13 protein-coding genes are annotated in these 13,732 nt (G+C 65.1%); 8 read left to right on the forward strand and 5 right to left on the reverse strand.

The features are described 5' to 3' along the window. Window positions 1-206: 206 nt before the first annotated feature. The 4 genes from D9V34_RS13140 to D9V34_RS13155 form a co-directional block, all read right to left on the reverse strand. On the reverse strand, window positions 207-1,514 hold the full coding sequence (locus D9V34_RS13140) for a citrate synthase (protein ID WP_030148499.1): 1,308 nt from the start codon (window positions 1,512-1,514) through the stop codon (window positions 207-209). Window positions 1,515-1,696: 182 nt separating this feature from the next. Then, entirely contained in the window at window positions 1,697-2,827 is a 1,131-nt protein-coding gene (gene dapC, locus D9V34_RS13145; protein ID WP_121687064.1) for a succinyldiaminopimelate transaminase, read from the reverse strand. A gap of 2 nt (window positions 2,828-2,829) precedes the next feature. Beyond that, window positions 2,830-3,150: a ferredoxin gene (fdxA, locus tag D9V34_RS13150; protein WP_121687065.1), complete on the reverse strand. Its 321-nt coding sequence runs from the start codon at window positions 3,148-3,150 to the stop codon at window positions 2,830-2,832. 41 nt (window positions 3,151-3,191) lie between these two features. Continuing rightward, complete coding sequence (locus D9V34_RS13155) at window positions 3,192-3,707, reverse strand: DUF6113 family protein (RefSeq protein ID WP_147441572.1); 516 nt, start codon at window positions 3,705-3,707, stop codon at window positions 3,192-3,194. Between the two features lie 202 nt (window positions 3,708-3,909). Between D9V34_RS13155 and efeU the strand changes: the two genes are divergently transcribed. From efeU to D9V34_RS17610, 8 genes are all read left to right on the forward strand, one after another. Next, window positions 3,910-4,779 carry an iron uptake transporter permease EfeU gene (gene efeU, locus D9V34_RS13160; protein ID WP_121687067.1) on the forward strand — a complete coding sequence of 290 codons (870 nt, stop codon included), beginning with the start codon at window positions 3,910-3,912 and terminating at the stop codon, window positions 4,777-4,779. After that, window positions 4,776-5,972 (forward strand): iron uptake system protein EfeO, encoded by a 1,197-nt coding sequence (gene efeO, locus D9V34_RS13165; protein ID WP_121687068.1) that lies wholly within the window; start codon window positions 4,776-4,778, stop codon window positions 5,970-5,972. The genes efeU and efeO overlap by 4 nt, the downstream gene beginning before the upstream one ends. Beyond that, window positions 5,969-7,294 (forward strand): iron uptake transporter deferrochelatase/peroxidase subunit, encoded by a 1,326-nt coding sequence (gene efeB / locus D9V34_RS13170; RefSeq protein WP_425454442.1) that lies wholly within the window; start codon window positions 5,969-5,971, stop codon window positions 7,292-7,294. Before efeO ends, efeB begins: the two co-directional genes overlap by 4 nt. Before the next feature lie 102 nt (window positions 7,295-7,396). Then, window positions 7,397-8,296 (forward strand): aminoglycoside phosphotransferase family protein, encoded by a 900-nt coding sequence (locus tag D9V34_RS13175; protein WP_121687069.1) that lies wholly within the window; start codon window positions 7,397-7,399, stop codon window positions 8,294-8,296. A 146-nt stretch (window positions 8,297-8,442) separates the two neighbouring features. Beyond that, complete coding sequence (locus D9V34_RS13180; protein ID WP_121687070.1) at window positions 8,443-9,108, forward strand: SipW-dependent-type signal peptide-containing protein; 666 nt, start codon at window positions 8,443-8,445, stop codon at window positions 9,106-9,108. An 11-nt stretch (window positions 9,109-9,119) separates the two neighbouring features. Further along, window positions 9,120-9,740 (forward strand): SipW-dependent-type signal peptide-containing protein, encoded by a 621-nt coding sequence (locus D9V34_RS13185; RefSeq protein ID WP_121687071.1) that lies wholly within the window; start codon window positions 9,120-9,122, stop codon window positions 9,738-9,740. A 4-nt stretch (window positions 9,741-9,744) separates the two neighbouring features. Continuing rightward, window positions 9,745-11,067, forward strand: a complete 1,323-nt coding sequence (locus tag D9V34_RS13190; RefSeq protein WP_121687072.1) for a S26 family signal peptidase — start codon at window positions 9,745-9,747, stop codon at window positions 11,065-11,067. An 83-nt stretch (window positions 11,068-11,150) separates the two neighbouring features. Next, the gene (locus D9V34_RS17610; protein WP_147441573.1) at window positions 11,151-11,630 is read left to right on the forward strand and encodes a hypothetical protein; all 480 of its coding nucleotides are present in this window, start codon (window positions 11,151-11,153) and stop codon (window positions 11,628-11,630) included. Window positions 11,631-11,690: 60 nt separating this feature from the next. Here the strand turns inward: D9V34_RS17610 and typA are convergent, their stop codons facing one another. Then, window positions 11,691-13,607, reverse strand: a complete 1,917-nt coding sequence (gene typA / locus D9V34_RS13195; protein ID WP_121687073.1) for a translational GTPase TypA — start codon at window positions 13,605-13,607, stop codon at window positions 11,691-11,693. Window positions 13,608-13,732: the final 125 nt, after the last annotated feature.

Raw genomic sequence — 13,732 nt, forward strand, 5'->3', positions numbered from 1 at the left:
GTGCCGAGGGCACACATGGCCATCCCCCTGTCACCAGCGGGTTTGCCTGTGTCGCATTGAGTATGAAACACCGACGGCTCCCCCACACGCAACAACGCCACCCTCAACAGAGGGTGGCGTCGTGGTGCGCGGGCTCGTTAGCGCTGCGGCAGATCGCGCTCGGGCTCGCCGATTGTCGGAGCAAGCACTGTACTGCTGCGGCCTCGTTAGCGCTGCGGCAGATCGCGCTCGGGCTCGCCGATATACAGTTGCTGCGGCCGCCCGATCTTGTTCTGCGGGTCGAGGTTCATCTCGCGCCAGTGGGCGATCCAGCCGGGCAGGCGGCCGATCGCGAAGAGCACGGTGAACATGCGGGTCGGGAAGCCCATGGCCTTGTAGATCACGCCGGTGTAGAAGTCGACGTTGGGGTACAGGCGACGCTCCTTGAAGTAGTCGTCCTCGAGGGCCAGCTGCTCAAGCTCCATGGCCAGATCCAGCATCGGGTCCTTGACGCCGAGGGCCTGGAGTACCTCGGTGGCGCTTTCCTTGACCAGTTTGGCGCGCGGGTCGTAGTTCTTGTAGACGCGGTGTCCGAAGCCCATGAGCTTGACGCCGTCTTCCTTGTTCTTGACCCGCTCGACGAAGCGCTTGACGCCCTCGCCGGAGTCCTGGATACGACCAAGCATCTCCAGCACGGCCTCGTTGGCCCCACCGTGCAGCGGGCCCGAGAGGGCGTTGATGCCCGCCGAGATCGACGCGTACAGGTTGGCACCGGTCGAACCGACCAGGCGCACGGTCGAGGTCGAGGCGTTCTGCTCGTGGTCCGCGTGCAGGATCAGCAGACGATCAAGCGCGGTGGAAAGCACCGGGTTGATCTCATAGTCCTCGGCCATGTTGCCAAAGTTGAGCTTGAGGAAGTTGTCTACGAAGCTCAGCTTGTTGTCCGGGTACAGGAACGCCTGACCCAGCGACTTCTTGTGTGCATACGCGGCAATCACCGGCAGCTTGGCCAGCAGACGAATGGTGGTCAGCTCGACGTGCTCGGGATCGTGCGGGTCGGCACCGGATTCGTAGTAGGTCGACAGGGCCGAGAGGGCACTGGAGATGACCGACATCGGGTGTGCGGTGTGTGGCAGAGCCGAGAAGAAGCGCTTGAGGTCTTCGTGCAGCAGGGTGTGACGGCGAATCCGCTCGTCAAACTCGCCCAGCTGATCGGCCGTGGGCAGCTCGCCGTAGATCAGCAGCCACGCCACCTCAAGGTAGGTGGATCCGGCAGCTAGCTGCTCAATCGGGTAACCGCGGTAGCGCAGGATCCCCTCGTCACCGTCGATATAGGTGATCTTGGACTTGGTTGCCGCGGTGTTCACAAAACCGTAGTCCAGTGCGGTCAGTCCGGTCTGGCGCGTCAGCGATGACACATCCAGACTGCTCGCGCCCTGGGTTGCGCCCAGGATCGGGAATTCGGCGCTGCCGCCCGCAAAGGTCAGGGTAGCTTTCTGCCCGGCAAGATCGTTGTGCGCTCCGTTGTCGCCCACGGTGCCTCCTTGGTTGATTTTCGCTCGTGGCCACCTGCGCAGTCGTCTACGCTGGCGGCCCGGGGTACGGCACTCGGGGTAGAGGCCTCATTTGGGGAAGGTTCGCTCCCATCCTAATCGGGTATTGAGATGGAAATTACGCCATCTCGATGTTCGGTTGGGATTCCCCGTTATTTTTCCGGCTACGCCGCCGGAGTTTGGTTCCCCTCGGTCGAACGTGCACGCAGCCGGGTTGCGGCGCGGGCAATGTCCGCATCACTCGCGGTCAGCGAGAGACGGACGTGCTGAGGGGAAAAGTCTCCGTAGAAGTGTCCGGGCCCGGCCATGATACCGAGTTCGGCGAGGTGTCCGAGTGATTCCAATGCTGGCTTACCCTCTGTTACCCAAAGGTAAAGACCCGCTTCACTTCCCTCCAGGGTGAACCCGGCGGCCTCGAGCGCGGGCAGCAGCACCGCGCGGCGGGCGCGGTAGATCTCCCGCTGCGCTGCCACGTGGGCATCGTCGCCGAGAGCCACGGTCATCGCGTGCTGGAGCGGCGCGGGCACGATCAGCCCGGCGTGTTTGCGGACGGTGACCAGGCGCGCAATCAGAGCGCTGTCTCCGGCCACGATGCCCGCACGGTACCCGGCCAGGTTTGACTGCTTGGACAGGGAGTAGATAGCCAGGCGTCCGGTACGGTCGCCGAGGCGGTCATCCAGGATGCTGGGGATCGGGGTTTCATCCCACGGCTCATCCCAGCCCAGCTCGGCGTAGCACTCGTCGTTGACGATCACCGCGCCCAGTTCGCGGGCGCGTTCGGCCCGCACAGCCAGATCCTCGATCGACCACACGCGGCCGTCGGGGTTACCGGGGCTGTTGAGCCAGATCAGGCGGGTCGATTCGGGCCACTCGGCTGGATCGTCGGCGGCCACAAACTCGGCACCGGCGATGGCCGCACCGATCGCATAGGTTGGGTAGGCCACGCGCGGTCCCACCACGGTGTCTCCCGTCCCGAGACCCAGCAGGAACGGCAGCAGCGCCACCAGTTCCTTGGATCCGATGGTGGGCAGCACGGCGTCAACACCGAGCCCGCTGGCACCGCGGCGACGGGCGTACCAGTCACCAATCGCGACCCGGAGATCTTTGGTCCCGATCGTGGTCGGGTATGCGTGGGCATCGGTGGCCTCGGCGAGCGCCGCCCGGATCACATCCGGGGTCGGGTCCACCGGGGAACCGATCGAGAGGTCAATCATCCCCTCGGGGTGTGATTTTGCCGTCTCGATAAACGGTGCCAGCGTGTCCCAGGGGTAATCCGGGAGCGGCTGCAGCGCCACCGTTAGCCCGCCTGCGGGGGCAGGGCGGAGATCACCGGGTGATCAAAGTCCAGGGTACCGAGCTTGGCCGCGCCGCCCGGGGATCCGATCTCCGAGAAGAATTCGACGTTGGCCTTGTAGTAGTCGGCCCACTCGTCCGGAAGGTCATCCTCGTAGTAGATGGCCTCGACCGGGCATACCGGCTCACAGGCACCGCAGTCCACGCACTCGTCGGGGTGGATGTACAGCGACCGTTCGCCCTCATAGATGCAGTCGACGGGGCATTCATCGATGCAGGCGCGGTCTTTAACATCCACACAGGGCAGGGCAATGACGTAGGTCACGGTGAAACGGTCCCTTCAGAACAGAACGAATAGAAAAGGTTTTAGGCGCGGTGCTCGGCGTTACCGGGCACCCCGGGTTGCTCGGGGATGCGACGCACGGGTGCGGTGAATCGCGGCCAGGCGATCACGATCGTGGCGATCAGCACGGGACCCAGGGTCCACACGAGCGAGTACAGCGACTGGTCGATCAGCACCGCGCCGCCCGGGCCCGGCAGGGTGAACAGGGCGATCATGCCCACCAGGCCGATGCCGGTGGCGATCACGGACCCGCGGCCGGGATAGAGCAGACGCATGCCCATCATCAGCGCGAGTGAGGCCAGGAGGCCCAGGAGGAGTCCGTAGGGGATCTCGACACCGGCAATGCTCAGGGTATTGGGGTGGGCAACCGTTCCGATTGCTCCCACCAGCGCACCCAGCAGGAATCCCAGCACCATACTCGGGATGCGTGAGGTCTTCGGCTCGGTTTCGGCCGGGCCCGCGGCGTAGGCGGGCGTCGTCACCACGGGTCCACTCGGAGTGCTCCGAGTGGGCTGGGGGAAATCGACAGGACTACTCACCCGGCTAGTCTACTCCGCCCTTCCCTGGGAGGTGCGCCGGGTGCCGATCTCGGACTCCGGTCTTCCGTGTCTACTTAGGGCATGCTAGCCTTCATTTCACGGCACCCGTTGACGCCACGAGCGACCGTAATTCCCACTCGTTCCGGCCCTCGGATCCGCGCCTTGGCGCGTTCGACCGCCCCTTCGTGAAGTGATAACCACGTTGTTTGCTAACTACCTCATTGGTCTGCGTGAGGGGCTTGAAGCCGCCCTCATCGTCGGCATTCTCATTGCCTACCTGGTCAAAATCGACAGACGAGACCTTCTCGGTCGTGTCTGGTTTGGTGTGGGGATCGCAATTGTCCTCGCCCTGGGCGTGGGCGCGATTCTCACCTGGGGTCCCTACGGACTGAGCTTCCAGGCCCAGGAAATCCTTGGCGGCGGGCTGTCCATCGTGGCCGTCGGGTTCGTCACCTGGATGGTGTTCTGGATGGGCCGCACCGCCGCCGAGCTCGCCGGCAACCTGCGCTCGGGCATCGATAAGGCCGCCCAGGGTGCGGGCTGGGGTATCGTCCTGCTGGCCTTCCTCAGCGTCGGCCGCGAGGGCGTTGAAACCGCCCTGTTTGTCTGGTCCACCGTGGGACCCAGCACCGATGCCACCTTGGGGGCCGCCTGGGGTGCGTTCACCGGCGTGCTGCTGGGGATTCTGACCGCCGTGGTAATCGAGATCCTGATCTATCGCGGCCTGCTGCGCATCAACCTCTCGCGCTTTTTCACCTGGACCGGTTATGCCCTGATTGTGGTCGCCGCGGGTGTGCTCGCCTACGGCATCGGCGATCTTCAGGAGGCTGGCGCGCTGCCCGGCTGGGGTGCCCCGCTCTATGACATCAGCGGTCTGATCCCGCCGACCAGTCCGCTGGGCTCGGTCCTGGGCGGCATCTTCGGGTTCACCCCGATTCCCACCCCACTCCAGGTGATTGCCTGGGTCCTCTACCTCGTGATCGCCCTGATTCTTTTCACCCGGCTGGTGCGCTCAAAGCGGCGCCCGGCTCCCACCCCCGTTCCCACTACCCCGCTTGGAGAAACCGCATGAGCGTGTCCACCATCCGCCCCGCCCGCCTCGTCGGCCTGACCTCCGGAGCGGCCCTGCTGGTGCTCGCCCTGGCCGGCTGCGTTCCCAATAACCCGACCTCGGGTGAGGCGCTCACCGTGGACATCACCGACACCACCTGTGTGGTCTCGGCGAACACGGCGCAGGCGGGCACGGTCAAGTTCACCGCCAAGAACACCGGCTCCCAGGTCAACGAGTTTGAGATCCTGGCCGCCGATAAGTTGCGCATCGTGGGTGAGAAGGAGAACATCACCCCGGGTCAGAGCGTCGACTATGTCACCCACCTGGAACCCGGTACCTACTACACCGAGTGCAAGACCGGCATGGTTGGTGAGGGTGTGGGCACCACCAAGTTCACGGTGACCGGAAAGTCCGCCAAGGTGGACGCCAGCAAGCAGCAGCAGATCGACACCGCCGTGACCAACTACATCGGGTACATCAAGGACCGCACCGCCGCACTGGTCCCCGCGGTCAAGGAGTTCACCGAGGCCTACCGCAACGGCGACGACGAGAAGGCTCGGGCCCTGTTTGGTCCGGCCCGCGTGAACTACGAGCGGATCGAGCCCACCGCCGAGGCCTTCGGCGACCTCGACCCCAAGATCGACATCCGCGAGGGTGATGCGAGCGAGGACGGCGTGCCCTTCATCGGCTTCCACCGGATCGAGAAGGACCTGTGGGCCCCGGCGGGCTTCACCCCGAGCGATCCGGCCGGACGCGCCGAGCTCGCCGACGGGCTGGAGCAGAACATCCAGAAGCTCTACGACCTGGTCCACGAGCCCAAGTTCACCGTGAGCCTGGACGACATCTCCAACGGCGCCATCGGCCTGCTCGACGAGGTTGCCACCTCGAAGATCACCGGTGAAGAAGACGAGTTCTCGCACACTGACCTATATGATTTCCAGGCCAACGTCGAGGGTGCGGCGGTCGCCTACGGCAACGTGCGTGACATCGCCAAGGCCTCGGGTTCCGACGGTGCCAAGCTGGTCGAGTCGATCGATGCCAAGCTGGATGCGCTCAACAAGATGCTGGCAACCTACGGGTCGCTCGACACGGGCTTTGTGGCCTACAACACGCTGACCACCGATCAGGTCAAGGAGCTCTCCGACGCAATCAACGCGCTCTCCGAGCCGCTGTCCAAGCTCACCCACACGGTCCTCGGGGTTTCCTCCAAGTGAGTGGCACCGAGCGCGAACCCGCCGACGCATCCGTGACGGCATCCCCCGCCGAGTCTCCCTCGGAAACCGCTGTACCCACGTCCGGGGTCAGCCGGCGAGGCCTGTTGGGCCTCGCCGGGGCCGCCCTGGGCGGGCTCGCGCTCGGCGGTGCCGGCGGCGCGATCACCGCCTCCGCGGTGGCCGCCACCGACACCAACACGCAGTACCCGTTTTTTGGTGAGCACCAGTCGGGCATTGTGACGCCCACCCAGGACCGGCTGCACTTTGCCGCATATGACATCACCCCCGGTACCACCCGGGCCGATTTGATCGCGCTGCTGGAGGATTGGACGGCCGCCGCCGACCGGCTCACCCGCGGGCTCGACGTCTCCGAAACCGGTGCCGTGGGCGGACCGGCCCTCGCCCCGCCGGACGATACCGGTGAGGCGCAGGGGCTGCCCGCGAGTGGACTGACGCTCACCTTCGGCTTCGGTCCCGGCGTCTTCACCGACGCTCATGGCAACGACCGCTTCGGTCTGGCGTCCCGCAGGCCCGCCGAGCTGGTAGACCTCCCCACCTTTGCCGGCGACGCCCTGGAGGAGGCATCCAGCGGCGGAGATCTGTGCATTCAGGCCTGCGCCAACGACCCCCAGGTCGCCGTGCACGCGATCCGTAACCTGTCCCGGATCGCGTTTGGGCGGGCCTCAATCCGCTGGTCCCAGCTGGGATTTGGGCGCACCTCGTCAACCTCGAAGGCGCAGGTCACCGAGCGTAACCTGTTCGGGTTCAAGGACGGCACGGCCAATATCACCGCCGAGGAAACCGACGTGGTGAACAAGGACGTCTGGGTGGGGGGAAACTCCTGGCTGGCCGGGGGCAGCATCCTGGTGGCCCGTAAGATCCGGATGATCATCGAGACCTGGGATCGCACGAGCCTCGACGAGCAGGAGCACGTCATGGGCCGCACCAAGGGCACCGGCTCTCCCCTCTCCGGCGGCGATGAGTTCACCCCGGTGCGGTTCAACCATGCGGGCCCCGATGGGCGCAAACTCGCGATGGATTCCCACGTGGCCCTCGCCCATCCCGACCACAACCACGGCGCACGCCTGCTGCGTCGCGGTTACAACTATGTGGACGGCAATGATCAGTTGGGCCGGCTCAATGCGGGCCTGTTTTTCCTGGCGTTCCAGGCCGACCCGCGTACCGCGTTCATCCCCATCCAAAAGCAGCTCGGTCACTCAGATTTACTTAATGAGTACATTCGTCATGTTGGATCGGCGATTTTTGCGGTGCCACCGGGGGCGAAGCCCGGAGAACACATCGGGGCGGGCATTTTTGGATAGGGCAAAACCCTGCGTCGATGAGGCGTGTTGCCCGACACTGGCGTATTCTAAAAACTTCTGCCCTTTATTCCTGCCCCGAAAAGGAACGCACGCGCACGCCTCATGACCCACCTTCCCGCCGCCGATATCCGCATCGACGAGGCCCTGGTCTCGGAGCTGCTGCGATCCGGCGCACCCGCACTGGCGCACCACGCGCCGGTAGCCTCGGGCGAGGGTTTTGACGCGGTCATGTATCGGGTCGGTCCGGCACACGCGGTTCGTCTGCCCCGGCGGGCGCACGCGGCGGATCTGATCGAGATCGAACAGCGCTGGCTGCCGGTTCTCAGCGAGGGCGTGGCGACCCAGACTCCGGTGGCACTGCTCGCCGGCAAGGCGTGTGCGGAGTTCCCGCGCCCGTGGTCGATCGTGCCCTGGATCGAGGGGGAAACCGTCGCCTCGCTGCCGGTGGCCGAACGCTCCCAGGTGGCCGCCGACCTCGCTCGCTTTGTGGCGGACTTTCAGCGCGCGGCACCGGCCAGCGCACCCGCCAACGCGTACCGCGGGGTGCCGCTGCAAAATCGTGACCATGACGTGCGCGGCCGACTGCTCGGAGACACCATCCCGCAGTCGCCCGAGCTCCTGGAAATCTGGGAACAGGCCCTCCGCGCACCGGTCTGGAACGGCCCGGCACTCTGGCTGCACGGCGACCTTCACCCCGGCAATCTGATCGCCCTCGATGGCGCGCTGACCGGCGTCATCGACTTTGGTGACCTGACCGCCGGAGACCCGGCCACCGATGTCGCCACCGCCTGGTTGACCCTGAATAAGGAAGACCGCGCGGTCTTTTTTGAGACTTTTGAGCCCAGCTATGACCTGGACGAACCGCTGCTCGAACGCGCCCAGGGATGGGCCCTACTGATGGCCACCGCAATCCTTTCAGCGGTCCCGGATAACACGAATCTGGTGGGCATCGCCCGGCATACGCTGGACCAACTCCTGACCGAGGAACGTGGACTTTTCTAGCAGGTCAGCCCCCTAAAACGGGGGCATTTTTTCTGTCGTAATGCCCCCTGAAACGGGGCTACTCTATCGGTTTGACCCTTTTTAGCCTGGGATGAAGTGCACCTGTTCTGCGCTCCCATCTCAATAGCTCAACGAAGGAACTCACCATGACCGAGTCATCTTCGACCACGCCGGCTGACACCGTCGCGGTCCCCCGCACCTCCAAGCGCAAGGCCGTGCGCGCGGTCCTGGCCGGAGGACTCGTCCTGGGTGTCGGTGCAGCCGTCACCCTGGCCGCCTGGAACGACTCCGAGTTTGTCCAGGGAATTTTTGGTTCCGGTAAATTCGATCTTGAGGGATCGCTGACCGCGGGCGGCACCTACGCCAGCCACGCAACCGCGGGTGCCGCACCCACCCTGGCGTTTACGGCACCGCTGGCGTCGAACCTCTCGCCCGGCAACGTAACCTACGCACCCTACTTCGTGCGCCTGGCCGCAGGCACCACCACCGATGCTTCGGCACGGATCGCCAACGCGAGCGCCACCGACTCTGTTTCGGGTGCAGCCAACGCCGCAAACCTGACCTACAGCGTCTACAACCTGGCACCGACCGCCACGTGTAACGCCGCCGGTGTGGCCAGCCAAACCCCGATCGCCACGGGAACGAACCTCACCTCGGTCTCCGGTGCTACGGATATCACCCTGACCAAGGGTGCCGATGCATCCACTGCGGGTGGCTCTCGACTGCTGTGCTTCGTGGTGACTGCCGCTCCGGGTCTTGTCCAGGGCGGCACAACCACGGCGACCTGGCAGATCACCGCGACCTCGCTGTAGTCGGTTTTCTGATGGGCCGACACACTCGGCACTCACGCGCCGCAGCCGGATCCTCGTGGATCCGGCTGCGAGCGCTGCTTGCGGGCGGACTCGTCCTCGGCGTGGGAGGAACCCTGACCCTCGCCGCCTGGACCGACCAGGAAGTGGTCCAGGCGACCTTCAAGGCCGGTACGTTTGACATTATCGGCAGCACCGACGGCACCAACTTCACCTCCCATCCCACGGGGAGCGGTGCCACGCTGACCTTCGTGCCCACGGCCGGTGCCATGCTGCCTGGGCAAACCGTCTACGCTCCCTTCAGCGTCAAAACCGCACCAGGGAGCACCGGCGGTCTGCTGACCCCGATCGCCTCGGGCACCAACAACACCGGTCTCGGGGCCTACCTCACCTACCAGGTGTCGCGGGTGGCCACGCCGGCGAACTGCACCGCCGCGGGAATCTCCGGCGGCACCGTGGTTGTTCCGGCCGGTAGCTCACCCACCGTCGGCGGTTCCGAGCAGTTTGCCGTCGCCGGTGCCGGAACACAGACGATCACCTACTGCTTCGCCATCACCCTTCCCTCCAACGCCCCCAACGCAGCACAGGGCACCACTCTCAATGCGGTGTGGGGCATTAGCGGGACCACAGGATAACGTGATGAGCATCCTCGCCCCGCCTCCCCTCACTCGCGCCACTCGTGCCACCACGCGTCGTCCACCGGCGAAACGACTGAGCTCGCGCCTGGGTAACCTCCTGCTCAATCTGGCCGCGGTGGCCGGAGCGATCTGTATCCTGCTGGTCATCCTGGCCTTTTTCTTCAACATCACCCTGATCATGTTCAAGACCGGATCGATGGCGCCGACGATCCCCGCTGGATCGGTGGCGCTGGTGCGCGAGGTTCCAGCCGCCGAGCTGAAGGTGGGCGATGTGGTGACCGTGGACCGTCCGGGTCAGCTTCCCATCACCCACCGCATCACCTCGATCGTTCCGGGACCCGATGCCGAGGCTCGCACCATCACGATGCGTGGTGATGCCAACGCGACCGAGGATCCGGCCCCGTATACGATCCTGCACGCACGCATCGTGCTCGGATCGGTGCCCGGCCTGGCCCACGTCATCGTGTGGTTCGGGAATCCCTGGGTCCTGGGCGGGCTGACGATTGCGCTCTCGGCCCTGGTGACCTGGGCATTTTGGCCGCGCAACACCGCGCCCCCGCGTCACCGTGGCCGGCACGGTGCGGGCATCGGCTCGCGTGTGGGTACGGGATCGGCCGTGCTCGTGATTGGTCTCCTCGTCGGCGGTGTGCTCCTGACACCGGCCGCTCCCGCGCGTGCCGAGGGGGCAACCGAGCAGACCCTCACCGCGCGCACGTTCACGCTGGTGTCGGTCGCTGATTCCTATCGGATGGCCAACCTCACCCCGGGCGAACCCGTCACCTGGGACCTCGGCGTAAAGTCGCGCTCTACCGGGCCACTCTCGGTTTCGATGACGGCCTCGGGTGAGAGCCGTCTGGGGCTCGTGGCGGGGATTAGCGAGTGTGCGCAGCGTTGGGAGGGTACCATCTGCCCGCACGGTTCCCGAAGCGTAACCACGCCGGGGCCGCTGGCCCTCGACGGGGTGCAGCGCACCTTCTCCGATGTGCCCTCGGGAGGTACCCGCTGGTACCGCATGACCGTGACCATGCCCACCGCACCCGACCGAGCAGTGCCAACCTCGGCAACCAGCCGGGTGGTCTTGCGCATCTCCGACCCCGATGGCACCACCATCGAGGTACCGGGAGAACCCGGCACCCACACGCCGGGCACCGATCCGGCAACTCCCGAGGCCGCACTCACGCCCGCACCCGGTGCATCCGGAGGCCTCTCGCAGACCGGTGGCGCACTGGACCCGACCCGTATGATGCTCGCGCTCCTCGCAATCGGCACCGGCATCCTGATCGCCGGCATCGCCCGCCTGCGTCAGGGGGAACGGACATCATGAGCGGAGCACACACCCCCCGTCATACACGACCCCGCCGATATTTTCGAGCTCTGCTCGCGGTTACCTCACTCACACTTGCCGCGTTGGTCCTTTCATCAACTCGCTCAACACTGGCCAATTGGACCGCCGGGGAATCCGTCGGTGCCACCTTCACCGCCGTCACCTACGGCCAGGTGCCCGCACCGCTCACCTGTACCAAGCTGCCCGATGGAGGTCTGCTTGAACCCGGTTCCCGCGCCCAGGTTTCCTGGTCCGAACCGGCTGGCGCGCCGGCAGACATTGGCTATCAGGTCACCATGTCACGTAACGGAGCTAATACCACCACGCTGGCCCCTCAGAAGGAACGGTTCACCAACCTTTCCCAGGGGCTACTCTCCGCCCTCCTGGGTGCACTCCTGGGCAGTTCTGGCCCCATCGATATTGACGTGAGGACAGTCCAGCTCATCCCTGCCTCGGGCAATACGTACACGGTGGGGTGGTCCGCGGCTCAATCCACCCGCATTACGGTGAACTTTGGCACCCTACTGAGCGGTAGTTTCGGTTTTACCTGTCGCCCGGTTTAGAACGCAGAAAGCCCCGCGACTCCTTTCGGAGCCGCGGGGCGTTCGGGTGAAGCGGAGGGACTAGCCCTTCTGCTCGGCCTGCTTCTTCAGACGCGAGTACTCGCGCTGACGGTCGCCGGCGTTCAGTACCAGCTTGCGGATGCGGATCGCCTCGGGGGTAACCTCAACACACTCGTCTTCACGAGCGAATTCCAGGCTCTCCTCGAGCGACAGGATGCGCGACGGGGTCATCGACTCGAAGGAGTCCGAGGAAGCCGCACGCATGTTGGTGAGCTTCTTTTCCTTGGTGATGTTCACGTCCATGTCGTCGGCGCGAGAGTTCTCACCGATGACCATACCCTCGTACACGTCCTCGGTGGGCTGTACGAAGAAGCTCATGCGCTCCTGCAGGGCGATGATCGCGAACGGGGTAACCACACCGGAGCGGTCCGAGACGATCGAACCGTTGTTACGGGTGATGATCTGACCGGCCCAGGGCTCGTAGCCGGCGGCCAGCGAGTTGGCGATACCGGTACCGCGGGTCTGGGTCATGAACTCGGTACGGAAGCCGATGAGGCCACGTGCCGGAACAACGAACTCCATGCGAACCCAACCGGTACCGTGGTTCGACATACCCTCCATGCGACCCTTACGGGCGGCCAGCAGCTGGGTGATCGCACCCAGGTACTCCTCGGGGGCGTCGATGGTCAGGTGCTCGTAGGGCTCGTGAACCTTGCCGTCAACGCGCTTGGTCACAACCTGCGGCTTACCCACGGTGAGCTCGAAGCCCTCACGACGCATCTGCTCAACGAGGATCGACAGGGCGAGCTCGCCTCGACCCTGCACCTCCCAGGCGTCGGGCTGACCGATGTCGAGAACCTTCAGCGACACGTTACCCACGAGCTCACGGTCCAGACGGTCCTTGATCATGCGGGCGGTCAGCTTGTGGCCCTTGACCTTGCCCACGAGGGGCGAGGTGTTGGCACCGATGGTCATCGAGATGGCGGGGTCATCGATTTCGATGGCCGGCATCGGACGGATGTCCTCGGGGTCGGCCAGGGTGTCACCGATGGTGATGTCCGGGAATCCGGCCACCACAACGATGTCTCCGGGGCCACCGGACTCGGCCGGGTAGCGGTCCAGGGCACGGGTCATGAACAGCTCGGTGACGCGCACGTTGGAGTGGGTGCCATCGGCCTTGACCCAGGCCACGGTCTCACCCTTGCGGATGGTTCCGTTGATCACGCGCAGCAGCGCGAGACGACCGAGGAACGGCGAGGAGTCCAGGTTGGTGACCCAGGCCTGCAGCGGAGCCTCGTCGTCGTACTGCGGAGCGGGGATGTGCTCGATGATCGCTGCGAACAGCGGCTCGAGGTCTTCGCTGTCCGGCAGGCTACCGTTTTCCGGCTTGACGCTGGAGGCACGACCGGCCTTACCCGAGGCATACACCACGGGAACGTTCAGGATGGCGTCGAGGTCCAGGTCGGGGTGCTCGTCGGACATGTCCGAGGCCAGACCCAGCAGGAGGTCCTGGCTCTCGGCCACAACCTCATCGATGCGAGCATCGGGACGGTCGGTCTTGTTGACCAGCAGGATCACCGGCTTGTTGGCCTCGAGGGCCTTACGCAGCACAAAGCGGGTCTGCGGCAGCGGACCCTCGGAGGCGTCAACGAGGAGGCACACGCCGTCCACCATCGACAGACCACGCTCCACCTCGCCACCGAAGTCGGCGTGGCCGGGGGTGTCGATCACGTTGATGGTCATCGCGCCGTTGGTGGCGTGCTCACCCTCATACTGGATCGCGGTGTTCTTGGCGAGAATGGTAATACCCTTCTCGCGCTCCAGCTCGTTGGAGTCCATGGCACGCTCTTCAACGTGCTCGTGGGCGGTGAACGAGTTGGTCTGCTGGAGCATGGCGTCGACCAGGGTGGTCTTGCCGTGGTCAACGTGGGCAACAATAGCCACGTTTCGGAGATTCGCGCGCGAGGCAAGCGCCATGAAAGAGGTCCTTCGCAGGTGTTGACGCCGCGGCGGAAGGGCCCATGCGGCGAGGTGAACGGTGGGGCGCGGCTCGGCCCAACGTTATATTTTACCGCACCACGGAGTATCCAGCCTAACCGGTT

Origin of the sequence: Mycetocola lacteus (genome assembly GCF_003667575.1) — a bacterium.
Taxonomy (GTDB): domain Bacteria; phylum Actinomycetota; class Actinomycetes; order Actinomycetales; family Microbacteriaceae; genus Mycetocola; species Mycetocola lacteus.

Excerpts from the sequence above, each read along its gene's own strand:
- efeO (WP_121687068.1), top strand. The coding sequence starts at position 4,776 with ATGAGCGTGTCCACCATCCGCCCCGCCCGCCTCGTCGGCCTGACCTCC.
- D9V34_RS13175 (WP_121687069.1), top strand. The coding sequence starts at position 7,397 with ATGACCCACCTTCCCGCCGCCGATATCCGCATCGACGAGGCCCTGGTC.
- D9V34_RS13180 (WP_121687070.1), top strand. The coding sequence starts at position 8,443 with ATGACCGAGTCATCTTCGACCACGCCGGCTGACACCGTCGCGGTCCCC.
- D9V34_RS13185 (WP_121687071.1), top strand. The coding sequence starts at position 9,120 with ATGGGCCGACACACTCGGCACTCACGCGCCGCAGCCGGATCCTCGTGG.
- D9V34_RS13190 (WP_121687072.1), top strand. The coding sequence starts at position 9,745 with ATGAGCATCCTCGCCCCGCCTCCCCTCACTCGCGCCACTCGTGCCACC.
- typA (WP_121687073.1), bottom strand. The coding sequence starts at position 13,607 with ATGGCGCTTGCCTCGCGCGCGAATCTCCGAAACGTGGCTATTGTTGCC.